At 68.7% G+C, this 23,170-nt stretch carries 29 protein-coding genes and 1 tRNA gene; 17 read left to right on the top strand and 13 right to left on the bottom strand.

What is annotated here, in order from left to right; genetic code table 11:
* Positions 1-30: 30 nt before the first annotated feature.
* Both ACFPZ3_RS03070 and ACFPZ3_RS03065 read left to right on the top strand, forming a co-directional pair.
* The gene (locus ACFPZ3_RS03070) at positions 31-390 is read left to right on the top strand and encodes a VOC family protein (RefSeq protein WP_379512380.1); all 360 of its coding nucleotides are present in this window, start codon (positions 31-33) and stop codon (positions 388-390) included.
* A 284-nt stretch (positions 391-674) separates the two neighbouring features.
* Positions 675-1,586, top strand: coding sequence for a calcium-binding protein (locus tag ACFPZ3_RS03065; protein WP_379512379.1), 912 nt, complete (start codon positions 675-677; stop codon positions 1,584-1,586).
* Between the two features lie 19 nt (positions 1,587-1,605).
* On the opposite strand, the gene ACFPZ3_RS03060 is transcribed toward ACFPZ3_RS03065, so the two are convergent.
* The 5 genes from ACFPZ3_RS03060 to ACFPZ3_RS03040 form a co-directional block, all read right to left on the bottom strand.
* Entirely contained in the window at positions 1,606-2,340 is a 735-nt protein-coding gene (locus ACFPZ3_RS03060) for a maleylpyruvate isomerase family mycothiol-dependent enzyme (protein ID WP_379512378.1), read from the bottom strand.
* 10 nt (positions 2,341-2,350) lie between these two features.
* On the bottom strand, positions 2,351-3,847 hold the full coding sequence (locus ACFPZ3_RS03055) for an alpha/beta hydrolase (protein ID WP_379512377.1): 1,497 nt from the start codon (positions 3,845-3,847) through the stop codon (positions 2,351-2,353).
* 188 nt (positions 3,848-4,035) lie between these two features.
* Positions 4,036-6,783, bottom strand: coding sequence for a pyruvate dehydrogenase (acetyl-transferring), homodimeric type (gene aceE, locus ACFPZ3_RS03050; RefSeq protein ID WP_379512376.1), 2,748 nt, complete (start codon positions 6,781-6,783; stop codon positions 4,036-4,038).
* Between the two features lie 326 nt (positions 6,784-7,109).
* Positions 7,110-7,739, bottom strand: a complete 630-nt coding sequence (locus tag ACFPZ3_RS03045; RefSeq protein WP_379512375.1) for a response regulator — start codon at positions 7,737-7,739, stop codon at positions 7,110-7,112.
* Positions 7,736-9,274: a sensor histidine kinase gene (locus tag ACFPZ3_RS03040; protein WP_379512374.1), complete on the bottom strand. Its 1,539-nt coding sequence runs from the start codon at positions 9,272-9,274 to the stop codon at positions 7,736-7,738. The genes ACFPZ3_RS03045 and ACFPZ3_RS03040 overlap by 4 nt, the downstream gene beginning before the upstream one ends.
* 106 nt (positions 9,275-9,380) lie before the next feature.
* Between ACFPZ3_RS03040 and ACFPZ3_RS03035 the strand changes: the two genes are divergently transcribed.
* From ACFPZ3_RS03035 to ACFPZ3_RS03005, 7 genes are all read left to right on the top strand, one after another.
* Positions 9,381-9,563, top strand: a complete 183-nt coding sequence (locus tag ACFPZ3_RS03035) for a DUF1918 domain-containing protein (RefSeq protein ID WP_379512373.1) — start codon at positions 9,381-9,383, stop codon at positions 9,561-9,563.
* Positions 9,564-9,572: 9 nt separating this feature from the next.
* Positions 9,573-9,980, top strand: a complete 408-nt coding sequence (locus ACFPZ3_RS03030; protein ID WP_379512372.1) for a secondary thiamine-phosphate synthase enzyme YjbQ — start codon at positions 9,573-9,575, stop codon at positions 9,978-9,980.
* 118 nt (positions 9,981-10,098) lie between these two features.
* A complete protein-coding gene (locus tag ACFPZ3_RS03025; protein ID WP_379512371.1) occupies positions 10,099-10,530 on the top strand; it encodes a DUF3052 domain-containing protein in 432 nt (143 codons plus the stop codon).
* A gap of 37 nt (positions 10,531-10,567) precedes the next feature.
* On the top strand, positions 10,568-11,023 hold the full coding sequence (locus ACFPZ3_RS03020; RefSeq protein ID WP_379512370.1) for a peroxiredoxin: 456 nt from the start codon (positions 10,568-10,570) through the stop codon (positions 11,021-11,023).
* 83 nt (positions 11,024-11,106) lie between these two features.
* Entirely contained in the window at positions 11,107-11,352 is a 246-nt protein-coding gene (locus tag ACFPZ3_RS03015; RefSeq protein WP_379512369.1) for a hypothetical protein, read from the top strand.
* 336 nt (positions 11,353-11,688) lie between these two features.
* Complete coding sequence (locus ACFPZ3_RS03010; protein WP_379512368.1) at positions 11,689-12,630, top strand: ROK family protein; 942 nt, start codon at positions 11,689-11,691, stop codon at positions 12,628-12,630.
* A gap of 17 nt (positions 12,631-12,647) precedes the next feature.
* A tRNA-Val gene (locus tag ACFPZ3_RS03005) sits at positions 12,648-12,719 on the top strand.
* Here ACFPZ3_RS03005 and ACFPZ3_RS03000 read toward each other — a convergent pair.
* Positions 12,679-13,362, bottom strand: a complete 684-nt coding sequence (locus ACFPZ3_RS03000; protein ID WP_379512763.1) for a tyrosine-type recombinase/integrase — start codon at positions 13,360-13,362, stop codon at positions 12,679-12,681. The two genes, ACFPZ3_RS03005 and ACFPZ3_RS03000, sit on opposite strands and share 41 nt — an antisense overlap.
* Before the next feature lie 14 nt (positions 13,363-13,376).
* Here ACFPZ3_RS03000 and ACFPZ3_RS02995 point away from each other — a divergent pair, with 14 nt between their 5' ends.
* Entirely contained in the window at positions 13,377-13,532 is a 156-nt protein-coding gene (locus ACFPZ3_RS02995; RefSeq protein ID WP_379512367.1) for a hypothetical protein, read from the top strand.
* Here ACFPZ3_RS02995 and ACFPZ3_RS02990 read toward each other — a convergent pair.
* Positions 13,529-14,122 carry a DUF4240 domain-containing protein gene (locus tag ACFPZ3_RS02990; protein WP_379512366.1) on the bottom strand — a complete coding sequence of 198 codons (594 nt, stop codon included), beginning with the start codon at positions 14,120-14,122 and terminating at the stop codon, positions 13,529-13,531. The genes ACFPZ3_RS02995 and ACFPZ3_RS02990 overlap by 4 nt on opposite strands.
* Positions 14,123-14,374: 252 nt before the next feature.
* Positions 14,375-14,737 (bottom strand): hypothetical protein, encoded by a 363-nt coding sequence (locus ACFPZ3_RS02985; protein WP_379512365.1) that lies wholly within the window; start codon positions 14,735-14,737, stop codon positions 14,375-14,377.
* A gap of 325 nt (positions 14,738-15,062) precedes the next feature.
* Here ACFPZ3_RS02985 and ACFPZ3_RS02980 point away from each other — a divergent pair, with 325 nt between their 5' ends.
* The gene (locus tag ACFPZ3_RS02980; protein WP_379512364.1) at positions 15,063-15,293 is read left to right on the top strand and encodes a hypothetical protein; all 231 of its coding nucleotides are present in this window, start codon (positions 15,063-15,065) and stop codon (positions 15,291-15,293) included.
* A 48-nt stretch (positions 15,294-15,341) separates the two neighbouring features.
* On the opposite strand, the gene ACFPZ3_RS02975 is transcribed toward ACFPZ3_RS02980, so the two are convergent.
* Positions 15,342-16,046 carry a LysR family substrate-binding domain-containing protein gene (locus ACFPZ3_RS02975; RefSeq protein WP_379512363.1) on the bottom strand — a complete coding sequence of 235 codons (705 nt, stop codon included), beginning with the start codon at positions 16,044-16,046 and terminating at the stop codon, positions 15,342-15,344.
* Between the two features lie 54 nt (positions 16,047-16,100).
* Between ACFPZ3_RS02975 and ACFPZ3_RS02970 the strand changes: the two genes are divergently transcribed.
* The 3 genes from ACFPZ3_RS02970 (at position 16,101) to ACFPZ3_RS02960 (ending at position 18,554) form a co-directional block, all read left to right on the top strand.
* Positions 16,101-16,472, top strand: a complete 372-nt coding sequence (locus ACFPZ3_RS02970; RefSeq protein WP_379512362.1) for a DUF5997 family protein — start codon at positions 16,101-16,103, stop codon at positions 16,470-16,472.
* 93 nt (positions 16,473-16,565) lie between these two features.
* The gene (locus ACFPZ3_RS02965; RefSeq protein ID WP_379512361.1) at positions 16,566-18,158 is read left to right on the top strand and encodes an alkaline phosphatase D family protein; all 1,593 of its coding nucleotides are present in this window, start codon (positions 16,566-16,568) and stop codon (positions 18,156-18,158) included.
* A 138-nt stretch (positions 18,159-18,296) separates the two neighbouring features.
* A complete protein-coding gene (locus tag ACFPZ3_RS02960) occupies positions 18,297-18,554 on the top strand; it encodes a hypothetical protein (protein ID WP_379512360.1) in 258 nt (85 codons plus the stop codon).
* Position 18,555: 1 nt separating this feature from the next.
* Here the strand turns inward: ACFPZ3_RS02960 and ACFPZ3_RS02955 are convergent, their stop codons facing one another.
* A complete protein-coding gene (locus ACFPZ3_RS02955; RefSeq protein WP_379512359.1) occupies positions 18,556-19,962 on the bottom strand; it encodes a glycoside hydrolase family 28 protein in 1,407 nt (468 codons plus the stop codon).
* 197 nt (positions 19,963-20,159) lie between these two features.
* On the opposite strand from ACFPZ3_RS02955, the gene ACFPZ3_RS02950 reads away from it, so the two are divergent.
* Entirely contained in the window at positions 20,160-20,306 is a 147-nt protein-coding gene (locus ACFPZ3_RS02950; protein ID WP_379512358.1) for a hypothetical protein, read from the top strand.
* A 61-nt stretch (positions 20,307-20,367) separates the two neighbouring features.
* Here ACFPZ3_RS02950 and ACFPZ3_RS02945 read toward each other — a convergent pair whose 3' ends face one another.
* The gene (locus ACFPZ3_RS02945) at positions 20,368-20,625 is read right to left on the bottom strand and encodes a hypothetical protein (protein WP_379512357.1); all 258 of its coding nucleotides are present in this window, start codon (positions 20,623-20,625) and stop codon (positions 20,368-20,370) included.
* A gap of 208 nt (positions 20,626-20,833) precedes the next feature.
* Between ACFPZ3_RS02945 and ACFPZ3_RS02940 the strand changes: the two genes are divergently transcribed.
* On the top strand, positions 20,834-21,994 hold the full coding sequence (locus tag ACFPZ3_RS02940; RefSeq protein WP_379512356.1) for an ADP-ribosylglycohydrolase family protein: 1,161 nt from the start codon (positions 20,834-20,836) through the stop codon (positions 21,992-21,994).
* A 10-nt stretch (positions 21,995-22,004) separates the two neighbouring features.
* Here the strand turns inward: ACFPZ3_RS02940 and ACFPZ3_RS02935 are convergent, their stop codons facing one another.
* Positions 22,005-22,235, bottom strand: coding sequence for a hypothetical protein (locus ACFPZ3_RS02935; protein WP_379512355.1), 231 nt, complete (start codon positions 22,233-22,235; stop codon positions 22,005-22,007).
* A 117-nt stretch (positions 22,236-22,352) separates the two neighbouring features.
* On the opposite strand from ACFPZ3_RS02935, the gene ACFPZ3_RS02930 reads away from it, so the two are divergent.
* Entirely contained in the window at positions 22,353-22,655 is a 303-nt protein-coding gene (locus ACFPZ3_RS02930; RefSeq protein ID WP_379512354.1) for a hypothetical protein, read from the top strand.
* Between the two features lie 15 nt (positions 22,656-22,670).
* Here ACFPZ3_RS02930 and ACFPZ3_RS02925 read toward each other — a convergent pair whose 3' ends face one another.
* Positions 22,671-23,036, bottom strand: coding sequence for a hypothetical protein (locus ACFPZ3_RS02925; RefSeq protein WP_379512353.1), 366 nt, complete (start codon positions 23,034-23,036; stop codon positions 22,671-22,673).
* Between the last annotated feature and the right edge of the window lie 134 nt (positions 23,037-23,170).

The following is a 23,170-nucleotide window of genomic DNA, read 5'->3' as shown; positions in this document are numbered from 1 at the left end:
TTGCCTTGTTCGAGAAACTAGGAGACGATGATGGACAACACGGTGACGTGGTTCGAGGTCGCTACCGACGACCCCGACGGCGCCCAGCAGTTCTACGGTGGGTTGTTCGGCTGGACGTTCGCCGCCGGCGCGGAGGGGCCGATCGACTACCGGGCGATCGGTTATCCGGGGGCTGAGCAGCCTGGGGGCGGGCTCTACAACACCAAGGGCGAGTTCCCCGCCCACGCGGTCTTCCACGTGCAGGTGGCCTCCGTCGAGGAGACCTGCGCCAAGAGCGAGGAGCTGGGCGGCAAGGTCGTCGTCAAGGTGATCGACGACGGCGCCGGCACCGACTTCGCCTACCTGCGTGATGTGTCCGGCAGCCTCTTCGGGGTCTTCCACCGCAGGTGATCACCGTCTCGCCGGGCCGGGGAGTGCGCCTTCCCCGCGAATGTCCCGGCCGGCGAGCGGGCCGCGTCCCTGGGCTGGTCCCGGTCGCGGTTCACCCCAGAGCCCTGGACACGCCGCCGATCGCCGAGCGGCGGCGCGTCCAGGGCCACTCCCGGGCCCTGAAGGACCGTAGAGGGTGGCTGTGGCGCTCCCGGCCTGGAGATGGCACTTGGTGGAACCCCGTTGGAACGCCTACCACGTGGGTGCCAAGGAGGCGCCATCTCGCATGACGCAAGGGGACGCACATGTCAGCACGTGAATCGAGCGACCCAGGGGGCCGGGCGGCGAACAGCGGACTTCGAGGCCGGGCGCGGCGCGTGGCGGGGGTGCTCGGAGGCGTGGCGGCGCTGGCCGTTCTGCCGGTCGCCCTGGTCGCGCAGCCCGCGACGGCGGCACCGTGCTACGGCGACTGCCAGCCTGGTGTGGTGCGCTCCCCGGGGGTCCTCAAGTACGACGCCCCCGTGGGACTGAACGACCAGATCACCGTCAGCCCGGCTCCCGGCGGGCTCTTTACGGTCACCGACCCCGCCGCCACGCTCATCGTGGGCCCCGGATGCACGCTGGTGACTCCGCACGAGGCACGCTGCGCGGCACCGACCTCGGGAACCATGGCCGTCCGAGGGCTGGACGGCGATGACGTGATCACGAACGCCACGGGCCTCACCGCGCGCCTGAGCGGCGACGCCGGCAACGACCAGGTCGTCGGCGGCTCCGGCGACGACACGCTGATCGGCGGGGTCGGCGGCGATGTGCTGCGCGGCGGCGGCGGCTCCGACACCGCCCAATACCAGGCCACCCCCAACCTGCTCGGCGTCCGGGCCGACCTCGACGGCGCGAGCGGCGACGACGGCAGCGCCGACGACGGGCCCGCGGGAGCCAGGGACACCATCGCCGCGGACGTGGAGAACCTGGAAGGAACCAACTTCGGCGACGTGCTGATCGGCAACGGGGGGCCGAACGTCATCAACGGCGGAGGCGGCAGCGACCAGATCCAGGGTCTGGGCGGCGACGACGACCTCACCGGCGAGAGCGGCACCGGAACCCTCGACGGCGGCGCGGGCGGCGACCACTGCACGTCCGACAACCGGTCCGTGTCGGCGCCGCCCTACACCTTCGTCGGCTGCGAGTTCACGCTGATCATCGGTGCGGGTGGCTGAGCCGCCGGCCCGGGCGGCTTCAGAGAGCGGCTGTGGTGAGCCAGCGGGTCAGGAAGTCGTGGTCGCCGTAGACGGTGAGGGCGTCGGGGGAGCGGCGGCCGTACAGGAGGAGGAGCAGGTCGCTCACCGGGCCCTGGACGGCGGCGGAGCTCTTGGCGTGGCCGCGTGACCAGGTGATCTTCCCGGCGGGGCCCTGCGTGATGGTCCACTCGCCGTCGGTGTCGCTCGCGTGCAGGTGGATCGTGGCCCCCTCCGCGTCGAGCCGGGCCAGCGGCCGGGTGACCCATGCGGCGTGCGGCAGGTTGTGAAGGAACTCCTCGATTCCGTCGACCGCGGTCCCCGCCGGGATCTCCGGGTCGAGGCCGAGCGCGAGCTCGGCGTCGGCCCGGTGCACCACCAGCTCGAACAACATCCGGCGCGGCCACCAGGAGGCCCGCTTGTCCGGGCCCCACGTCCACACCGGCGTCGCCGGGTCGGTGACGCGCAGGGTCTCCAGCAGGTCGGCGGCCCCGGACCTCAGCCAGGCCGCGTCGCCGCTCTGCCCCTCGGCCAGCCCGCTGGGCACCTCCCGCGACCAGATCTTCTCCTGGACCCGTTCGCGCAGGACGTGCGCCGCCCAGCGGTGGGTCTGGCCGACATGCGTGACCAGCTCGGCGAGCGTCCATCCCGGGCATGTGGGCACCGGGATGGACAGGTCGTCGGAAAGGTCCGCCAGACGCGCGGTCTCTTCTTGGATCTGGGAGTAGTCCGTCATCCGGCCAAGACTAGGCCGCCGGGCACCTCGAACCCTTGCCGGGTACCTTGCCGTCGATCAGGTAGGAGTCCACGAGCCCCATGACGCACTTGCTGCCCGACAGGTAGGCCCCGTGCCCCTCGCCCTCGTACGTCACCAGCGTCGCCGTCTTGAGCTGGGCCGTCAGCTTGGGCGCCCACTCGTACGGCGTGGCGGGGTCGCCCCTGCCGCCCACCACCACGATCGGCGCGGACCCGGTCGCGTCCACATGCCGCGCCTCGTCGCTGCCCTTGGCCGGCCAGACCCGGCACAGACCGCCCGACCCCTCGCTGCCGAACAGCGGCGAGATCTTCATCGCGGCCGTCTCGGTGCGCCGCAGCGCGGCCTCGTCGGGCCGTTCGGCGGAGTCCACGCAGGTGATGGCCGGGAAGCTGGTCATCTGGGTGGAGTAGGTGCCGTCCTGGGCGCGCCCGGTGTAGGAGTCTGACAGGTACAGCAGCGCCTCGCCCCGCCCCTTGAGCGCCTCGCTGAGCGCCTGCTCAAGGAAGGGCCAGGTCAGCTCCGAGTAGAGCGCGGCGGCCACGCCGGTGGAGGCCAGGCCCTGGGTCAGCTCGCGGCCGTTGACCTGCAGGGGTTTGGCGGCGAGCTGGTTCATCAGCTTCTCGACGTTGGCGTTCGCGGTGGCCTGGTCCTTGCCGACGTCGCACGTGCTCTTGACGCAGGAGCGCAGGAAGCTCTCGTACGCCTTCTGGAAGCCGCGCGTCTGCGCCAGCGTGCGCTGCTCGAACGTCACCGTGGGGTCGAGCGGCGCGTCGAGCACCATGCGGCCGACGTTCTTGGGGTACTGGGTGGCGTAGACGCCGCCGAGTTGGGTGCCGTAGGACATGCCGACGTAGTTGAGCTTGGGGTCGCCGACGGCCGCGCGGATGCGGTCCATGTCGTGGGAGGCGTTCACGGTGCCGATGTAGGGGAGGATCTTGCCGGAGTTCTGCTGGCAGAGTGAGGCGAAGCGCTTGTTGGCCGCCTCGGCCTCCTGGTGCGTCTTGTCGTTGGACGGCAGCGTGTCGAGGGAGGTGAAGCGGTCCATCTCGGCCCCGTCGCCGCACTGCACGCCGGAGCTGCGCTCGACCCCGCGCGGGTCGAAGCTGACCAGGTCGTAGCGGGCGCGGAGGGTGGTGAGGGCCTTGGCGGCCTGGTCGAGCGTGTCGACGCCGGAGGCGCCCGGCCCGCCGAAGTTGAACACCACCGAGCCGAGCCGTTTCTCCTTGCCGGTGGCCGGCAGCTTGATGAGCGCCAGGTCCAGTTTCTCCCCGTCGGGTTTGGCGTAGTCGAGGGGCACCGAGAGCTTGCCGCAGCGTACCGAGGCGTCCTGGCGGGCCGGTGGCTCGCCGTCAGGGCGCTGGACGTCGGTACAGGGGCCCCAGGCGATCTTGTCAGGATCCATGGTGGAGTCGGCGGCCGGCTCGGCGGGTGTGGCGGAGCAGCCGGCGGCCGCCAGGAGCAGGGCAGCGGCGATAACGCGACGCATGACGAAACTTCCCCTCACATCTCTTCAGGGGGAAGTAGTGCCCACAATACGTGACCGTGCACCATACCTGGGTGAGGCGGCACGTACCCCTCCTGAACGTGCCGCCTCACTTGGCCAAACGGCGCGGACGGCCGAATATGACGGCGCTCCCGCGAAAAGTAATCGCGGGAGCGCCTCGTCTGGATGACTCAGACGCCCATGGATTGGGTGTCGTTGCTCTCCGCGCCGCCTGCTTCGGTGACGCCGTTCTTCAGGTGGTAGCGGGCGATGGCCTCGCGCAGCACCTCGCCGTCGAGCTCGCCGCGCTTGACCAGGCTGCTCAGCACGGCCAGCGTGATCGAGGCCGCGTCGACGTGGAAGTGGCGGCGCAGCGCCGAGCGGGTGTCGGACAGGCCGAACCCGTCGGTGCCCAGCGAGGACCAGTCACCCGGCACCCACTGCGCGATCTGGTCCTGGACGGCCTTCATGTAGTCGCTGACGCCCACGAACGGCCCCTGCACGCCGGTGAGCAGCTGGGTGACGTAGGGGACGCGGCGCTCGGCGTCGGGGTTGAGCAGGTTGTGCTCATCGCACGCCAGCGCGTCGCGGCGCAGCTCGGTCCACGACGTCGCCGACCACACGGTGGCCGACACGCCCCAGTCCTCGGCCAGCAGCCGCTGCGCCTCGACCGCCCACGGGCCCGCCACGCCAGAGGAGAGGATGTTGGCCTTCGGGCCCTGCGTCTGGGGTCCGTCGGCGAACTTGTACAGGCCCTTGAGCAGGCCCTGCAGGTCGACGTCCGCCGGCTGGGCCGGCTGCAGGTAGGGCTCGTTGTAGACGGTCAGGTAGTAGAAGATGTCCTCCGGCTGGTCGCCGTACATCCTCCTGAGGCCGTCCTTGACGATGTGCGACACCTCGAAGGCCCAGGACGGGTCGTAGGAGACCGCTGCCGGGTTCGTCGAGGCGATGAGCGGGGTGTGGCCGTCCTCGTGCTGCAGGCCCTCGCCGTTGAGCGTGGTGCGGCCCGCGGTGGCGCCCAGCAGGAAGCCGCGGCCCATCTGGTCGCCCATCTGCCACATCTGGTCGCCGGTGCGCTGCCAGCCGAACATCGAGTAGAAGATGTAGATCGGGATCATGTGCTCGCCGTGCGTGGCGTAGGCGCTGCCGGCCGCGATGGCCGAGGCCATCGAGCCCGACTCGCTGATGCCCTCGTGCAGGATCTGCCCCTGCACCGCCTCCTTGTACGACAGCAGCAGCTCCCTGTCGACGGCCTCGTACGTCTGCCCGTGCGGCGAATAGATCTTGGCCGTCGGGAACATGGCGTCGAGACCGAAGGTGCGCGCCTCGTCCGGGATGATCGGCACGAACCTGTGCCCGATCTCCTTGTCGCGCATGAGGTCCTTGAGCAGCCGCACGAACGCCATCGTGGTGGCGACCTGCTGCTTGCCCGACCCCTTCTGGATGATGCCGTAGACCTCGTCGCCGGGCAGCTTGACCGGTTTGGCGCGCATGACCCGCTTGGGCAGCACGCCGCCGAGCGCCGCGCGGCGCTCCTTCATGTACTGGATCTCGGGGTCGTGCTCGCCCGGGTGGAAGTAGGGCGGCAGGTCGCCTTCGAGCGCAGAGTCCGGGATCGGCAGGTAGAGCCGGTCGCGGAACTCCTTCAGCTCGGCCTTGGTGAGCTTCTTCATCTGGTGCGTGGCGTTGCGCGCCTCGAAGTCCTTGCCCAGTGTCCAGCCCTTGATGGTCTGGGCGAGGATCACCGTCGGCTGGCCGACGTGCTCGCGGGCCGACTTGAACGCCGCGTAGACCTTGCGGTAGTCGTGGCCGCCGCGCGACAGCTTGCGGATGTCGTCGTCGCTCAGGTGCTCGGCCATCTTGCGCAGGCGCGGGTCGGAGCCGAAGAAGTTGTCGCGGATGTAGCCGCCGGACTCGACCGAGTAGGTCTGGAACTGGCCGTCGGGCGTGGTGTTCATCTGGTTGACCAGCACGCCGTCGACGTCCGCGGCCAGCAGCGGGTCCCAGTCGCGGCCCCATACGACCTTGATCACGTTCCAGCCGGCGCCGCGGAAGTAGGACTCCAGCTCCTGAATGATCTTGCCGTTGCCGCGTACCGGGCCGTCCAGCCGCTGCAGGTTGCAGTTGATCACGAACGTGAGGTTGTCGAGCTCCTCACGCGCGGCCAGGCCGATCGCGCCGAGCGACTCCGGCTCGTCCATCTCACCGTCGCCGAGGAAGGCCCATACGTGGCTGCGGCTGGTGTCCTTGATCTGCCGGTTGAGCAGGTAGCGGTTGAACCGCGCCTGGTAGATCGCGCCGATCGGGCCCAGGCCCATGGAGACCGTCGGGAACTCCCAGAAGTCGGGCATGAGCCGCGGGTGCGGGTAGGAGGGCAGGCCGTGGAAGCCGTGCGACAGCTCCTGACGGAAGGCGTCGAGCTGGGCCTCGTTGAGGCGGCCCTCCAGGAAGGCGCGGGCGTAGATGCCCGGGGCCGCGTGGCCCTGGAAGAAGACCTGGTCGCCCGACTCGCCGTGATCCTTGCCGCGGAAGAAGTGGTTGAAGCCCACCTCGTAGAGCGAGGCGGCCGAGGCGTAGGTCGCGATGTGGCCGCCGACGTTGGTGCGGGCGTTGGCCCGGGACACCATGATGGCCGCGTTCCAGCGGATGTAGGCGCGGATGCGGCGTTCGACGTGCTCGTCGCCAGGGAACCAGGGCTCGCGCTCCGGCGGGATCGTGTTGATGTAGTCGGTGCTGCGCAGGCCCGGCACGCCGACCTGATGTTCGCGGGCCCGCTCGAGCATGCGGAGCATCAGGTAGCGGGCTCTGGTGCGGCCCTCGGTCTTCACGACGTTGTCGAGAGACTCGAGCCACTCGTTGGTCTCGCTGGGATCGACATCAGGCAGCTGGCTGGGTAGGCCGTCGCTGATGATCGAGAATCGCTGGCGTCCGGAAGCCACTGGGTCTCGCCTTCCGAGATGGACTGATGTCTGGTCAGGGTCGCCTTCCATCCTGGTCGCTAGCCGTAGAAAACGCATCTCTACTTGCCAGTAACCAGTGTGTCCCTGCTGGCAGGGCCATCCTTGATGGCCTAGACCACCGATGGTAGGACGAATCGCCAACAAAGGTTACATCGCGGGAGCAATTTAACAAGACAGGAAAACGAACGAAATTTCGCTCGTATGTCCTGGGACACCCGCGATGCCTCCTTCGTAGCATTAGCCTCCCCTTCCGGGGAGTGTTCTCGCTGCGGCGGGCGAGTCTAGCCGCCGTACCTGAGGCCAGGTCACAGCGCCTCGTCGAGCGGCACCAATCCCTGCTGAAGCGCGTAGATGGCGGCCTGCGTACGGTCCGCCACGCCGAGCTTGGCCAGGACGCTGGAGACGTGCGACTTGACCGTCTCCCTGCCCATCCGCAGGTCCCTGGCGATCTCCGCGTTCGAGCGGCCCCTGGCCAGCGCCGCCAGCACCTCGCGCTCCCTCGGGGTCAGCGTGTCGAGCGGCCGCCGCATCCTGCCGAGCAGCAGCGCCGCGACCCCCGGTTCCAGCACGCTGCCGCCGCGCGCGGCCACGCGCACCGCCTCGACCACGCGATCGACGGCGGAGGTCTTGGACAGATACGACAGCGCGCCCAGCCGCATGGCCGCCACCACCCGGTCGTCCTCCTGGAACGAGCTCAGCACGATCACCGCGGGGCCGTCCTCCGGGAGCCGCTCCAGCACCGCCAGCCCGTCCACGCCGGGCATCACCAGGTCGAGCAGCAGCACGTCGGGCCGCAGCCGTTCGACGGCGCGCAACGCGCCCTCGCCGTCGCCGCAGTCGCCCACGACCTCGACACCGTCTTCCTGCTCCAGGACGAAGCGCAGGCCCTGCCTGACGACCTCGTGGTCGTCCACTATGAGGACGCGGATCGTCATGCGAGGCTCGCCGTCACCTTCGTACCGCCTTCGTCGCTGTCGATCTCCAGCCGTCCGCCGAGTTCCGTCATCCGCTCGCGCATCAGCGTCAGGCCCATGCCGTGCCTGGTGGCCAGGCTCTCCGGGTCGAAGCCGGTGCCGTCGTCCGACACCGACACGGTGACCGCGCCTTCGCGCTCGCTCAGGCATACCTCGATCCTGGCCGGGTTCGCGTGCTTGACGGCGTTCCCGAGCGCCTCCTGCACCAGGCGGAGCACCGCGTGCTCGGCCGCGGGCGGCAGCGCGACCTCCTCCAGCACGGCCTCCACCTCGATGCCGAGCCGCTCCTCATAGGCGTGGCAGATCTCGCGCAGCGCGGGCAGCAGGCCCGCGTCCTCCAGCGCCACCGGGCGCAACTCCAGCAGCAGCGCCTGCATCTCGCGCATCGCGCGGGCGGCGGTGCGCTCCATCGACTCCGACTGCACGCGCAGGTCGCCGGGGGCGGCCCTGCGCATGCCCGCGGCCAGCAGGCTCAAGGAGAACAGGTCCTGGGAGATCGAGTCGTGCAACTCCCTGGCGATCCGGCCGCGCTCGGCCTGCCGGGCCTCGGCGTGCGCGTTCGCCCTGGCCGCCTCCACCGCCGCGCCGAGCCGGTCGGCCATGCGGTTGACCGAGCTCTCCAGCGTGCTCACCTCGTCGGCGCCCGCCACGGGGACGCGCGGGCGGAAGTCGCCGCCCGCCACCGCCGTCGTCACCTCTGCCAGGCGGCGTACGCGGCTGGTCAGGCGGCGCGTGCTCAGCAGCCCGAACACCAGCCCCACAGGCACCACCAGCGCCAGCGCCAGCCCGCCCGCCATGAGGAAGGGCAGAAAGTCCCCGGCCGTCGGCGCGGTGGCGGGTTCGGCTCGGAGCGGGGCCGCTGGGGGAGGCGGCCCCGCCCCGCCCAGCACCGGGGCGGCGGGCGCGGCGTCCGCGGGAGCCTGGACATAGACGTAGCCGAGGGTGCCGAAGCCGGTGGGGTTCTCCGGCGACTTGATCAGCACCGGGCTGAAGTGCCAGGCCGTCGCCCCCGTCCTGGTGCTGCCGGTGCCCTGGCTCTCCTCGGCCGGCACGGCGACGTCGAGCCTGCCGGTGCCCTGGCTCTCCTGGGCCGGCACGGCGACGTCGAGCCTGCCGCCCACCGGATAGGTCGCGGGCGTCGAACTGGCGACGACGACGCCTGAGGTGTCCACCAGCGCCTCCATCAGGACGAGCCCAGGCTGACGCCGCGGTCGCGCGCCGCCCGCGACCGTCCTGCCCCTCGTCTCGGCGGCGACCGCCTCCAGGAGTTCGCGGGGCGGGAGCTGAGGGCGCGCGGTCGAGATCCTGGCCACCTCAAGGCTCAGCACCCTGGTGTCCTCGCCCGCCTGCTCCCGCAGCACGGCGGCAAGATCGGCGGCGTTGGCGCGGGGGATCAGGAACAGGGCCGCGATCACGGCCTCGACCAGGAGCACCGCGGTCGCGGTGACCAGCACGTAGGAGGCCGCCATCTTGCCGCGCAGACCGAAACGCAACATCCGCGCAGCGTAACGGTCCGGTCATTTTTCTTCCTCCCCCTCTAGGGGGAGCAAAACTTGTGAGGCGGTCTTTTCGTTCGGCTTTCGGCGTACCAAAGTAGGGAGTATGAACGCGAACACAGGAGACCGGCTCCTGGTGCACGGGAATACCGTCGGCGAAAGGGAGCGGGCCGGAGTAATCACGGAGGTCCAGGGCATGGACGGCGGGCCGCCCTACATCGTGAGGTTCGATGACGGGCACACGGGGCTGGTGTTTCCGGGACCCGACGCTGTCGTGGTCCCTAAGTAAGATTTGCCCGTGAGATCTGAAATCATCTCTGTGACCACCGGTTCACGAGAGACGGTGCACGACATCACGGCCGAATGCGCAGACTTCGTCCGCGCTCAGGGCGAGGATGGGCTGCTGCACGTTTTCGTGCCGCACGCGACCGCCGGCGTCGCCCTGCTCGAGCTGCACTCGGGCAGCGACGACGACCTGCTGGCCGCCCTGCGCGACCTGCTGCCGGCCGACGACCGCTGGCGGCACGCCCACGGCTCCCGAGGCCACGGCAGGTCGCACGTCATGCCCGCCCTGATCCCGCCGTACGCCACGATCCCCGTCCTGGACGGGCGAATGGCGCTCGGCACGTGGCAGTCTGTGGCACTCGTGGACCTGAACGTCGACAACCCGCAACGCCAGGTTCGCCTGTCGTTTTTGTCGGATTGATTTTGCCTGGACAGGGGCCGTACCCGTGGCGACCGTTGACGACTGAGGGTCACAGCGTGTGGACTGTGCCGAAGCGATAAACCGCATATGCGGGGCCACTCAAGCAGGAGGGATAAACGTGAGCGCGACCGCGGGTCAGGCGCAGGGCGAGCGCGGCCTGGCCGAACGACTCGGCCTCAAGCCGAGTCAGGTGGTGCAGGAGATCGGTTGGGACGAGGATGTCGACGACGAGCTTCGCGACTCCATCGAAGACCTGACCGGCAACGAGCTGCTGGATGAGGAGAGCGACGACGTCGTCGACGTGGTGCTGCTGTGGTGGCGCGACGGCGACGGAGATCTCTTCGACGCTCTGACCAACGCCATGCGAGCACTCGCCGAGGGCGGCGAGATCTGGCTGCTGACTCCCAAGGCCGGGCGCGATGGCCACGTGGAGCCGAGCGACATCGGGGAGGATGCCACCACGGCGGGTCTCTCGCAGACCAGCAGCATCTCCGCCGCACCCGACTGGTCCGGGACCAGGCTCGTTCCGCCGAAGGGCAGCCGCCGGTAGGAGCCCGAGCGCCTGTCGTACGGCAGGATGGAGCCTTGTGAACGCACATCCTGCCGAGGTCGGCGCCCTGGCTCCGGAATTCGAGCTGCAGGACCAGCACGGCACTCCGGTGAGCCTGGCTCAGTTCCGGGGTGAGAGGGTCGTGCTGGTCTTCTACCCGCTGGCGTTCAGCGGGATCTGCCACGGAGAGCTGTCCGCCCTGCGCGATCAACCCTTGGAAGGTGCGCGGGTGCTGACGGTCTCCGTGGACTCCGTCTTCACACACCGTGCCTGGGCGGATCGCGAGGGTTATACATTCGCGCTGCTCTCCGATTTCTGGCCACACGGACAGGTCGCTCAGGCGTACGGTGTGTTCGATGAGGCGAAGGGGCTCGCTCAGCGGGGGACCTTCATCATCGACGGCGACGGCGTGATCCGGTGGTCGGTGGTCAATCCGATCTCCACGGCACGTGACGTCGCCGACTACATCAAGGCACTCGCCGATATTTCTTGACTTCGGAGGGAAGGATGCCCTGCTACCGCTGCGGGGCCCGGCAGACGGACCCGGTGCGCGGCGCCAGCCCATGGCGGCGCGGGGTGCGTAATGAGTCTCAGGTGCTGATCTGCCCGGACTGTCAACGGCTGCACGACCTCGACCTCGACGCCTGCGCGACCTGCGGCTCCACGTCGCTGATCTGCCGGTTGGGTGAGGTGGAGTGCCGGTCCTGCGGGGCCGTGCGCATGGCCTGCTCGTCCGACGAGCTGGCTCAGGTGGTGCCGCCGCCACCCGGGCTCTCGGCCGAGGTGGAGGCGGCGCTCAATCGGGTGCTGGGACGGGCCTAAAGGGCTTCTGAGGCCCTGTCGGGGGGCTGAGGGTCATTGGTCCTTGTTGGTACGCGCTGAGGGCTTCACGGGGTTTGTGGGGCTGTGTGAGGGGACGCGCGGGTGCTTTGTTGCGTATGCGCGCGGGTGCTTTGTTGCGTGGGCGCGCGTGGGCGCTGGTTGCGTGAGTGCAGAGGCCTGCGCGGGCGCTGGTTGCGTGGGTGCAGAGGGCCTGCGCGGGTGCTCGTCGCCTGGATGCAGAGGGCCTGCGCGGGTGGTCGTCGCGTGGGTGCTCGCCACAGATGCCCTTTTCCGGACATTTGCTGAGCTGCGCTATCGTCTCCTTTCGTGTCCGCAATGAGTTCGTTCGTAGTCGCGCTCGACGTCGGTGGCACGTCCATGAAGGGCGGCCTGGTCAGCGAGTCAGGCGCGGTGCTGCTAAGCGAGCGGCGTCCGACCCCCCGCGCGGAGGGCCCGGACGCGATCGTGACGGCCATCTCCGACTTCATCAGCCACCTGGCCGCCTCGGGCGACGGCGTCCCGGCCGGCGTCGGGCTGGCCGTACCGGGCCTGGTGTCCGAGAACTCCGCCCTGTACGCGGCCAACCTCGGCTGGCGCGACGTGCCGGCCGAGAGCTTCACCAGCCTGGACATCCCGGTGATGCTGGGACACGACGTACGCACGGGCGGCCTGGCGGAGAGCATCCTCGGCGCCGGCCGCGGCCTCACCGACTTCCTCTTCCTGCCGATCGGCACGGGCATCGCCGGCGCCTCGATCATCGCCGGCGAACCGTACGGCGGCTCCTCGGGCTGGGCCGGCGAGATCGGCCACACCCCTGTCTTCCCCGACGGGGAACAGTGCGCGTGCGGGCAGTTCGGCTGCCTGGAGACCTACGCGTCGGCGGCCTCGGTCGGGCGGCGCTACAGCCAGCGGGCCGGGGTCGAGGGCATCAAGGCCGAGCAGGTGGTGGCCTCCGACGACCCGGTCGCCATAGAGATCTGGGACGAGGCCGTGGAGGCGCTGTCGCTGGCGCTGGCCACGTACACGCTGCTGCTGGACCCCTCGGTCATCGTCCTCGGCGGCGGGCTGGCGGAGGCCGGTCCCGCGCTGTTCGACCCGGTGCGTACCCGCCTGATCAAGCGCCTGGCCTTCCGGGACGCGCCCCCGCTCATCCCGGCGGCGCTCGGGGTGGACGCGGGCATGCTCGGAGCCGCCCTGCTGGGCTGGCGCTCGGCGGGCCGACCGGAGCTGGGGCCCGGGTGGGCGGTGGATGTGCGGCCGGGGCCCTTGGTGTCGTAAGGTGTAGTGCCGATCAGGGGCGGTTAGCTCAGCGGTAGAGCACTCGCCTTACAAGCGAGGGGTCACTGGTTCGAACCCAGTACCGCCCACCTGCGAAAATACCTTGTGTGTGATCTTGGAACTTGTGTCTGAGCGACTAATTCCCAAAGATCTTGTCCATTGCCGCAGCCCTTGCATGATCACGGGCCGGATCTGGTGTCGGTAGACCGTTTCGGTGACCACCATGTTGGAGTGGCCGACCAGGCGCGAGATGTCCTTGATGGGGATACCGGAGTCCGACAGTACGGAAACAAAGCTGTGCCGCAACTTGCGAAGTGACCATTCCCGTCCGGGAGTCCTGCCGCCCTCCGCAACCTTCCGGAAGTCGCGCCGTACGTTGTGCGCGGTGAGGGGAGTGCCCGTGGGGTGTGCAGAACACGAGGTACGTGTCCTTCCAGTGGTCTCCCGCCTTCTCCTGTGCGAGGTCCTGGGCGTCCGTGAGCAGGCCCAGCGCGGCCACGCAGCGCTGGGGCAGCTGGAGCGACCGCCGAGACTTGACGGTCTTGGTTTCGCCCTTTTGCCGGACGGATCGCCAGACGTAGGCCGCGAACTCGTCGTGCTCCCAGCCGCCCGGCTCACTGGCAGCCAGGCGGCACGGGCCTCGTCGTATGCCACGACGTGCGACCAGAGGAGCGCCCTCAGCTCCTCCGTTCGAGCACCGATCAGCAGGGAGAGGACGATGTAGGCCCGCATCCGTTCGCCGCACCATGGCCCACCCCAACGGCCACCCCATCGAAGTTACCGAGGTCAAAGCCCCCGCCAACCGCTACGAGATCGGCCACCATCGCGAACTCGCCGACCACACCGAAGCGGATCTGACCCCGCAGGAACTCCGCGACAACGGCATAGATCTCGTGATCTAAGGGCGGCGGTCGTAGAGTTCGCGCATGTATCGGTTGATCCGAGGGAGCCTGCGGGCCGACTCTTCCGCATTGTCGAGTTCCCATGCCTCGTCCGTAGGATTGGGCATCGCGAACGACTCGAAGCCACGAGACCTGAGGACTTCTGCCAGTTCCTCATATCCTTTGCCTGTCGCTTGCTCCCAAGCCTTCATAGCCACGTAATCCAGGCTTTCAAACGTGGGCCAGTCATCGTTGGTCCACGTCTGCCGGTTCCGCGCCATGACGACAAGTCGCCGGACCGCTGGCACGTCCACCAGGGCATCAGGTTCACGAGCAACGCGTTCGAAGGTCTCACGGCCCAGGCCGACGAGCCACATCTGGAAGTACCAGAAGCCATCGTCGGACCCGTCCAAGTACAGGGCGCGTACGGCGCCCCACATCAACCGTGTGTCGATCTTGCGCCGAGCCGTGAGCATCCAGGCATTGAAATCGACGATCTCTTTGGCAGGGCGTTGCACCATTTGCTCGTGAAGCCATTCCAGACGTGTCTCTTTGCTGGTGGTTTCTCGCGCAGATTGCTCGATCAGGAACCAGAATTCGTCCACGTCCATGACGAGCGATCTTGGCAGAAGTGGTAGAGCCAGCCAAGGCGTATTGAGCAGCCGACACAATCAATGAACTCCGGCAGGCGGCCTAAAGTCGACGCGACCCGACCTGGCTCAGAGCTTCTTTACTGGTTTCAAGGCGACGGCGCTTCGGGCCGTACTACCGCCGCACGGCCGCCGTACAACCTCCGTGGCCGAACTCCGCGCCGCCGCCATCGTTCCGCCGCCGGCCTCCACCGCTTCGCGGGGCTTCGGGTGTCAGTGCAGCGGAACGTACGGCTCCCACAAGGCCCCAAGCGCCGCCACGGCCGCGAAGGCCATGAGCTGCATGACCACGATGCCATTACGTCGGCGCCGCCAGGCAGCAACCACAGTGACGATCAAGATCAAGGCCATGACGGTGAAAGAGCCGTAGGCGACGGTGGAGCGAAAGGTCATCTCCGCCTGCCACTGCGCGGGGGAGGGGTCTTCGCCCGAGCAGAGCACAGTGGCGCCGTCGCACAGCACGCCCCGGTTGCGTGCCCAGTCGATGGCGAACCCCATAGCCATAAACAGAACCACGTCCCCAATCAGCACTGCGACAGCGGCGACATTGCGCCCGGTTAAGTCGTCCCTCTTCACAGGCAAAGCCTAGAGACCGCGGATCCGGCCCGCATCCTGGAGCTGGTTCCCATCCCCGTCCTCACAGGCGTGTCGGTGGTCTCACCGGTGAAGCTGGCCAGGCACACGCCCGCCAACCCGTGAAGCGGCCCCGTGATCACATCGGTGATCACGGGGCCGCGGCTTTTGATCTACTTCGCCAACGGTGTCCGATCATGGAACGGGGTTTCGTGCCATTAGCCTGCGCCGGGAGGATCTCGGTACGGCCGGACCGAGTCATTACGCAAAGGCGGGAAGCGCGGCCCGTCTATGCACCGGACACCTCGCCCCCCTACGATCGCTCGCCATGAAGAACCGCGACATACTGCTCTGCTTTATCGGGCTTGGCTTAATCGCCCTGGTTGTTGCCGCGTTTACGTCGGGAAGCACTTCGGGCGTCACCTTCGCCCTCATCGGGCTTGCCTTCATGCTGGCGGCAGGGGTCATGGCGCTGGTGGAGCGGAACGATGAGAACCATACGCCTCCGGCAGGGACCCGGCTCCGGGATGATCGGGAGAGCGGTCCCAGCCGTCCGTAGGCCGGTGGCTGAGTGAGCCGGATCTTCCCGCACGCCCACCTACGAGGGTCACCGGGGCCGGGGGCCCTTTCTTTTGCGGGCGGCCGGCACGGATCGGCGCTGTGCGGGTTTCTGGGGCTTGCGTTGGGCCGGCTTCTCCGCAGGAGCGGCGGGCGTACGGCCTCGTGAGCTGTTCGCCGTCCGGCCGCGGACGATGCCGATGAAATCCTCCACCAGGTCGGTGGTCGCGTCCTTGGGCCAGGCCAGCGCGACCTGGGACTGCGGCGCGTCCTGAACCGGCCGGTAGGTGAGGTCCTTGCGGTCGTGGAGGCGGGCCAGCGACTGCGGGACCACGAGAAGCCCGGTGCCGGCCGCCACCAGTTCGACCGCGTCCGCCGTTGTGGCCGGCCGGGTGAACGCGGGTAGCCCGGGCAGGGCCGTCCACTCGATGGTGTCGTCCAGAGGGTGGAACAGCAGCTCGTCGGCCAGGTCAGCGATGGCCACCTCGTCGGCTGCGGTCACCGCGTGGTCCTTGGGCGCCACGACCACCGTGGTCTCCACGTAGAGGGGGATCACGCTGAGTCCGTCACGGTCGAACGGCAGCCTGGCGAACGCGGCGTCGGCGCCGCCGTCCCGCAGGAGACCCACCACCTCGGCGGCGGGAACCGCGATCAAGGTGATCGGCACGCTGGGCATCCTCTCGGTCCAGACGTTGACCCATTTCGCGGGCGTCACCCCGGGCACGTACGCCAGCCGGAACTCCCCATCACTCATCTGCTCAGGGTATCGATGTCAGGGAACCCCTTCCGACTGGCTACTCTCGACGCCATGACCTCGTCCAAAACGAAGACCATCCAGACGATGAAGCCTGAGACCGCGGCCAAGAAGCTGGGTGTCCTCCTCGCAGCCACCCCCGCCGAGTTCCAGGAGGGTGTCGTCTCCAGGGACGAGCTGAACGAGTTGCAGTCGACGCCCCCCGCCTGGCTCGCTGACCTGCGCCGCAACGGCCCGCACCCCAAGCAGGTCGTCGCCGCGAAGCTCGGGGTCTCCATCTCCGGCCTGGCCAGAGGCGGGATCACCGAGCCGCTCACCACCGCTGAGATCGACGCGCTGAAGGCGGAGAACCCGGAGTGGCTGGAGCGCGAGCGGTCCATCCAGGCCGAGGGCCGCAAGGAAGCGCTCCGCCTCAAGCAACGTTAGACGGCACGCCTCCACCGGGTAAGTAGCTGCGGCTTCGGCGTCCGGTCGCCGCCATTTAACCTGCTGTTGTCCGGATCGCAGCAGGCTCGGCGCATGACCGCGCTCAACCGCCGCACGCTGCTCAGAGGTACGACCGCCATCGGAGCCGGGCTCGTCCTGGCTCCCGCGCTCGGCTCCCCTGCCCTCGCCCGCACCGCCCGCCGTGGCCCGGCGCAGATACTCTCCGACCGGCCCGTCCTGACCCACGGCATCCAGGCAGGCGACGCCATCGACGGCTCCGTCTCCCTGTGGACCCGCGTCGACCGCTCCGCCCGGCTGCGGGTGGAGATCGCCACGGACCCGTCCTTCCGCCGGATCCTGCGCAGGGTCGCCGGGCCTGCCGTCACCCCCGCCTCGGATCTGACCGGCCAGATCAACCTGCGCGGCCTGCCCACCGGCACCGACCTCTACTACCGGATGACCGCCGCCGACCAGCACGACCACGACCGCCGCAGCGAGCCGCTCGTGGGCCGCTTCCGCGCGGGTCTGGGCCGGCGCGACGGCCGCCGCCCGATCCGCTTCATCTGGTCCGGCGACATCGCCGGTCAGGGCTGGGGCGTCAACCCCGACCTCGGCGGTTTCCGGATCGCGGACGCCATGCGCGCGGCGAGCGCCGACTTCTTCCTCTCCTCCGGCGACAACGTGTACGCCGACGGGCCGCTCACCGAGACCGTGACCCTGCCCGACGGCCGGATCTGGCGCAACCTGGTGATCGAGGAGAAGACCGCGGTCGCGCAGACGCTCGACCAGTACCGCGGCCAGTTCAAGTACAACCTGCTCGCCGACAACTGGCGTGCCTTCCTCGCCGAGACCGCGATCGTCGCCCAGTGGGACGACCACGAGGTGGTCAACAACTGGTACCCCGGCCAGGTTCTGGTCGGCCGTGCCGGATTCCCCGACGGCACGCTCGTGGACACGCTGGCGGCTCGTGCCCGCCAGGCGTTCCACGAGTACATCCCGATCTCGCCCGTCTCGCCGGACAAGGCCGGCCGCGTCTACCGCAAGCTGTCCTACGGGCCGCTGATGGATCTGTTCATCCTCGACATGCGTACCTTCAAGGACCCGAACACCACCGGCCTCGAGACCGTCGCCGACGGCGGCCTGCTCGGCAAGGAGCAGACCGCGTGGTTGCTGCGCGAGCTCAAGGCGTCGAAGGCGACCTGGAAGGTGATCGCCAACGACCTGCCGATCGGCCTCGTCGTGCCCGACGGCGGCAACCAGGAGTCGTCGTCCAACGGCGACCCGGGCGCGCCGCTGGGCCGCGAGCTCGACATCGCTCACCTCCTCACCCAGATCAAGCGTCTCGGCATCCGCAACCACGTCTGGCTCACCGCCGACGTGCACTACACAGCCGCGCACCACTACCACCCCGACCGGGCGGCGTACCAGGACTTCGACCCGTTCTGGGAGTTCGTCTCCGGCCCGCTCAACGCCGGCGCCTTCGGCCCGAACGCGCTGGACGCGACCTTCGGCCCTGAGGCCGTCTTCCAGGCCGTGCCGCCGCGGGCGTCCGCCTCGCCGCTGGAGGGCTACCAGTTCTTCGGCCAGGTCGACATCGACCCGCACACGAAGCAACTGACCGTCACCCTCAAGGACGTCGAGGGCAATGCGCTCTTCACGCAGACGCTCGACCCGGAGCGCCGCTGACACCCGGTCGCCGGGCCGAGGTGCTCGCCTGGGACGGCTCGCTTGGTGGCATGCTGGGCTCCGGTGCCGGTGGCTCTCCGCAAAGAGAGGGCCACCGGTACGATCCCAGTACCGTTCATCGGCCGGAATGGGATGCCGTTGCCTGAGCATTTATGTTCGCCGCCGGAGGGTGACCGGTGGAAGTGTCCCGACTGCGGCAGGCTGTGGGAGGAGTTGCCTGACAGGGCCGAGCCGGCGCCCAGGCGCAGGGTCGACAGGTCCATGGTGGCTGGGGTCATGGTGGTGGCCGCGGTCCCGCTGGCGTCCTTCGCGCGGTCGCCTGTTCTCGTCGCCGCCCTGTGCGTCGTGGGACTGGTCGGCGTCGTCTGGTGGTTCTGGCAGACCTTCCGGAACTGACTCAGGGCACGATCAGGGGTTCGCCGTTGGCCAGGACGTTCTTGAGCACCAGGTCCTCGACGTGCTCGACCACGACGGGGGTCGCGGTCGTGCCGAAGTCCACGTCGGTCAGGGTGATGCCGCGGATCGGCGCGTCGGCGTACCCGCGCAGGTTGAGGGCGCGTTTGGCGGTCTGTACGGTCACGTTCCGCACGTCGATGCCGCCCACCACGGGGTTGAAGCCGTGTCCTGGGCCCTCCTCGTAGAAGAAGTCGATGTCGATGACCGAGCCGCCGACCTGGCCGATCTCCAGGTCCCTGGCGTGGAAGCCCTCGATGAAGCCGCCGCGTACGGAGTTCGTCTTGAACCGCAGCGCGATGTCGAGGTTCGTGCTGGACATCGTGCAGTCCCTGATGAAGACCTCACGCACACCGCCGGACATCTCGCTGCCGATCGTCATGCCGCCGTGCCCGTCGCGGAACGTGCAGTTCTCGACCAGGATGTGCTCGGCGGGCACGTTCACCCGGCGGCCGTCGGCGTTGCGGCCCGACTTGATCGCGATGCAGTCGTCGCCGGTGTCGAAGGTGCAGCCGCGGATCACGACCATGCGGCTGGATTCGGGGTCGCAGCCGTCGTTGTTCGGGCCGTGGCTGGAGATCGTGACGTTCTGGACGAGTACGTTCTGCGACAGCGTGGGGTGGACCTCCCACATCGGCGAGTTGACGATGGTGACGCCGTCGATCAGCACGTTCTCGCACCGATAGGGCTGGACGAACGACGGGCGCAGGTAGCCGCCCTCGCCATAGAGGCGCTGCTCGACCGGCACTCCCTGCTCGGCCTGGGCGAACAGCGCCGCCCTTGCCTCGGCCTGGCGCGGCTCGCCCGGCTCCCAGCCGTAGCTGTCCGAGCCCTTCCACGGCCACCAGTGGTCGTTGTCGGCCTGCCCGTCGAGCACGCCGGAGCCGGTCACCGCGATGTTCTTCTGACCGTAGGCGTAGATCAGCGGGGAGTAGTTGTAGAGTTCGACGCCCTCGAACCTGGTCAGGACCAGCGGGAGGTACGCCTTCGGGTCGGTGCTGAACAGCAGCCTGGCGCCCGCGGTGACGTGCAGGTCCACGTTGCTGAGCAGGTGGACGGCGCCCGTCAGGTAGCGTCCCTCCGGCACGTCCACGTGTCCGCCGCCCGCCCTGTGACAGGCCTCGATCGCGGTACGGATGGCCGCCGTGCAGTCCGTGACCCCGTCGCCGACGGCGCCGTATTTCCTGATGTCGAATCGGCGGTGGGGGAATCGCGGTCCGCGTACTCGTGCGGCGATCCGGTCGGCGCGGGCCCACGGGTTCGGTGCGGCGTGGGCGACTCCCTCAAGGAGCGCCGGGGCGGCGAAGGCGGACATCGCCATGGCACGCATGGCGTTGCGACGGCTCAACATGGGCGGCTCCCTGCCGGGCTCGGGACATCCGGATCATAAGCCAACCCATTGCAGTGATCTAGGTGTATGCGGTGCATTGGGGCAGGAAAGGGGCTGCAACCGGTTGCAGCGAGCAGGAGCCTCGCCCGCGCGCCGGGGAACGAAGAAGGGCTTCACTTGTCACGTCTCCAGAGCTTGCCCCAGCTCGACGTGTTGCGGTGGTCGGGCTGGGAACGATCGGCCTGGCGTCGCAGTGGGGGCACGCCGTTCTGGGGACCGTCGCGGGCATCGCGTGGTTCGCGGCCGTCGTGTCGCTGATCATCGTGCTCTACTCGTCGGCCCGGCTGACGGGAATGGGCGGGTAGATCGTCTTCCTGGGGTACGAAAAAGGCCCGCCGACGGAAATCGGCGGGCCCTTTCATTTACTCAGTGCTTCTTGTGGCAGTGCCACTTGTAGTAGTAGTGGTAGTGGCCCTTCTTGTGGTAGTGGCCCTTGTACCAGTGGCCGGCCTTATACCATTTCTTGTACCAGTGCTTGTGCCAATAGTAGCCGTGGGCGCAGCCGGTGGCCTCACTGATCGTGGTGGTGCCGGCGGTCGTGCTTGCCTGGGCCGGAGCGGAGGTAGCAAGGCCGGTGAGGGCCAAGGAAGCGGCAAGGACGCCGCTTGCCAGGAGCTTTCGCATGATCTCTTCCTTTCGTGCGAAGTAAATCTCACGATAGGAAGCCGATTGATTCCGCTCTATGTACTATTACGCGCTCGGCGACGCTGGTTCGCGCCGGGCATCGTGCTGATCAATATAGTGGACCCCCGCCGTTCTGGGCCCCGTGCGGTTCGCGCTCCTCGCGGTCCTGATCTTTGCTGCCCGCTTTGTGTCTGTCATTCTTGGCGTCATGGAACTGTCCGGCGAGGCGCTGATCGTGTATCGCGGTCGCGTCAGGGGCTGTGTGCTGGCCGGAGCGATCGGGGGCGCGCTCGGCGCGCCCGTCGAGTCCGACTCCATCGCCACGATCCGGGCGCGGTACGGCGACGCGGGGATCACCGAGTTCGCCGGGCGGGTGACCGGTGACACGCAGTTGACGCTCTTCACCCTGGAAGGGCTGATCCGCGCCGAGATCCGTTTCACCCACAAGGGCATCTGCGGCCTTCCCGACGTGGTCCGGCACGCCTACCTGCGGTGGCTGGACACTCAGCGGCACGACGCCCCGCCGCCGGCCGGTGAGAACGACTACGTCCGTAACGGATGGTTACGGACGCAGGGGTGGTTGTACAGCCGTCGTTCGCCCGGAAAAGCCTGCCTGTCCGGGTTGCGGAGCGGCGCGTGGAGGTCCGATGAGTTCGAGGAGTTCGGGGCGCATGGGCGCGCCGGTCCGGTCAATCCCGGGTCCAAGGGGTGCGGCGCGGTCACGCGGTCCGCGCCGTTCGGGCTGGGGGGCAGGTCGGCCCGCTTGGCGTTCGAGCGGGCCGCTGAGTGCGCGCGGATCACGCACGGGCATCCGACCGGGTATCTCGCGGCGGCGGCCTTCGCGGCGCTGATCCATTTCCTGGTGCACGGGGCGGAGTTGCGCGAGGCGGTGGATAGAACGCTGGAACTTCTCGCCACGTGTTCCGGGCATGAGGAGACCTCGCGGGCGTTGCGGGCGGCGGTCGTACTCGCTGATGAGGGAGGGGCCGCGCCCGGGAAGGTAGAGAGACTGGGCGCCGGGTGGGTCGCGGAGGAGGCTCTGGCCATCGCGGTCTACTGCGCGATGGTGGAGCAGGCTCCGGCCCGGCACCGGGGGGACGGGTTCGGCGCGTACTCGGGGATCACGCCCTTCCAGCAGGCGTTGCTGCTGGCGGTCAACCACTCGGGCGACAGCGACTCCACGGGGGCGCTGTGCGGCGACATCCTGGGTGCCTGGCACGGGGACGCCGTCCTGCCGGGGGAGTGGCTGGTGCGGCTCGAAGGGCGCGCCACGATCGCTGAGCTGGCCGATGACTTCGCGATCCAGATGACGGACGGCGATGCCCCGGCTTACTGCGAGGCCTGGTTCAAGAAATATCCCGGCATCTGACGACGCGCCGTCACGGGCGGTCGCGGATCGCGGCCTCGATGCGCAGGCCGATGCCGCTCAGCGCCGCCATCAGGCAGATGACCAGCAGGGGCCAGCGCACGTCCTCGTCGGAGACTGTGAACGTCACCAGTAGCGCGGTGCCCAGGCCCGCGGCCATCAGGACCGCGCCCGAGAGGCGTAAGTCGTCGGCGTCCTGCGGTTCTGGCTTGTCGTCCGAAGAGGGCTTTGGCTGCTCGGTCATGGTGGCGAGTATTACATGATCGGCGATGTCACTCATAGTGATTTATCGAGCACGATGTGTAGTAGTGTCCAAGTTGTATGAGGAGAGAAGGTTGAGCGGAAGAGGCGGGTGGCTTTCATGGTGAAGCATCGCATTGTCGCGTCGGCGGTCGTCGTACTGGCGGGGGCGGCGCTGGGCGGGAGCGTGGGAGTGAGCGGTCCCGCGTGGGCGGACGGGAGCGCTCCCGGGTGTGTCTCGCGGATCATCTCCGATCAGCCGGAAGGGCTGATCGTGCGGCTGAGGAACGGGTGCGGCATGCCCATGCGGGTCAAGGTCGACGTCAGCGAGGGCGCTGGCGGGCCCTGCACGATGCTCGCCAACGGGACGACGAACGAATGGAGGTTCAAGTCCGGATCGTACGTCGAGACGGTCCTCTGCTGATCCGAATCGGGGCCGCTATACCGGGCAGGGTGCGGTGGTGCCGGCGCCGATCGAGTACAGGAGGGTCTGGCGGTAGGCCTGCGGGACCACGGCGCGGCCCGCGCAGAGTGTGTAGTTGCCGCTCACGGCGTGGAGTACGACGCGGCAGCCGGGCAGTGGGCTGTTGTTGAAGGAGCCGACGCGTTGCCCGGAGATGTAACCGACGAAGTCCTCGCAGGCCGAGTAGGTGACGGACTTGACCGGCTGGGAGAAGGCGGTGTCGGAGTAGAGCGTGAGCCGGCCCGTGGCCGCCGCGGCGGCCGGGTACGCCGTGAGGGTGAGTGTGGCGAGGACGGTGGCGGCGCACGCCGCGCGGCCTCGGGAACGCAGGGTGCGTAACATGCTGCTCCTCAGGTGATCCGAACATGGCGATAAGCCCAAATGTCGCGATAAATCCGGACACGACGGTAGGTCTGAACGTCGCGACAGGTCCGAATATGGCGATGGTGCTATGAAAAGGTCGCCGGTGTACGGCG

It is taken from the genome of Nonomuraea insulae (assembly GCF_042656245.1).
Note: the sequence above shows the minus strand (reverse complement) of the source record. Positions and strands in the feature narration are given on the sequence as shown.

Bases quoted from the DNA above. Each gene is read 5' to 3' on its own strand.
- ACFPZ3_RS03055 (WP_379512377.1), bottom strand. From the start codon at position 3,847: ATGCGTCGCGTTATCGCCGCTGCCCTGCTCCTGGCGGCCGCCGGCTGC.
- ACFPZ3_RS02995 (WP_379512367.1), top strand. From the start codon at position 13,377: ATGGCCCACCCCAACGGCCACCCCATCGAAGTTACCGAGGTCAAAGCC.
- ACFPZ3_RS03000 (WP_379512763.1), bottom strand. From the start codon at position 13,362: ATGCGGGCCTACATCGTCCTCTCCCTGCTGATCGGTGCTCGAACGGAG.
- ACFPZ3_RS02930 (WP_379512354.1), top strand. From the start codon at position 22,353: ATGGTGAAGCATCGCATTGTCGCGTCGGCGGTCGTCGTACTGGCGGGG.
- ACFPZ3_RS02955 (WP_379512359.1), bottom strand. From the start codon at position 19,962: ATGTTGAGCCGTCGCAACGCCATGCGTGCCATGGCGATGTCCGCCTTC.
- ACFPZ3_RS02945 (WP_379512357.1), bottom strand. From the start codon at position 20,625: ATGCGAAAGCTCCTGGCAAGCGGCGTCCTTGCCGCTTCCTTGGCCCTC.
- ACFPZ3_RS02925 (WP_379512353.1), bottom strand. From the start codon at position 23,036: ATGTTACGCACCCTGCGTTCCCGAGGCCGCGCGGCGTGCGCCGCCACC.
- ACFPZ3_RS03060 (WP_379512378.1), bottom strand. From the start codon at position 2,340: ATGACGGACTACTCCCAGATCCAAGAAGAGACCGCGCGTCTGGCGGAC.
- ACFPZ3_RS02980 (WP_379512364.1), top strand. From the start codon at position 15,063: ATGAAGAACCGCGACATACTGCTCTGCTTTATCGGGCTTGGCTTAATC.
- ACFPZ3_RS02965 (WP_379512361.1), top strand. From the start codon at position 16,566: ATGACCGCGCTCAACCGCCGCACGCTGCTCAGAGGTACGACCGCCATC.
- ACFPZ3_RS03040 (WP_379512374.1), bottom strand. From the start codon at position 9,274: ATGTTGCGTTTCGGTCTGCGCGGCAAGATGGCGGCCTCCTACGTGCTG.
- ACFPZ3_RS03070 (WP_379512380.1), top strand. From the start codon at position 31: ATGGACAACACGGTGACGTGGTTCGAGGTCGCTACCGACGACCCCGAC.
- ACFPZ3_RS02940 (WP_379512356.1), top strand. From the start codon at position 20,834: ATGGAACTGTCCGGCGAGGCGCTGATCGTGTATCGCGGTCGCGTCAGG.
- ACFPZ3_RS03010 (WP_379512368.1), top strand. From the start codon at position 11,689: ATGAGTTCGTTCGTAGTCGCGCTCGACGTCGGTGGCACGTCCATGAAG.
- ACFPZ3_RS03035 (WP_379512373.1), top strand. From the start codon at position 9,381: ATGAACGCGAACACAGGAGACCGGCTCCTGGTGCACGGGAATACCGTC.
- ACFPZ3_RS02990 (WP_379512366.1), bottom strand. From the start codon at position 14,122: ATGGACGTGGACGAATTCTGGTTCCTGATCGAGCAATCTGCGCGAGAA.
- ACFPZ3_RS02970 (WP_379512362.1), top strand. From the start codon at position 16,101: ATGACCTCGTCCAAAACGAAGACCATCCAGACGATGAAGCCTGAGACC.
- ACFPZ3_RS03045 (WP_379512375.1), bottom strand. From the start codon at position 7,739: ATGACGATCCGCGTCCTCATAGTGGACGACCACGAGGTCGTCAGGCAG.
- ACFPZ3_RS03065 (WP_379512379.1), top strand. From the start codon at position 675: ATGTCAGCACGTGAATCGAGCGACCCAGGGGGCCGGGCGGCGAACAGC.
- ACFPZ3_RS02935 (WP_379512355.1), bottom strand. From the start codon at position 22,235: ATGACCGAGCAGCCAAAGCCCTCTTCGGACGACAAGCCAGAACCGCAG.
- ACFPZ3_RS02975 (WP_379512363.1), bottom strand. From the start codon at position 16,046: ATGAGTGATGGGGAGTTCCGGCTGGCGTACGTGCCCGGGGTGACGCCC.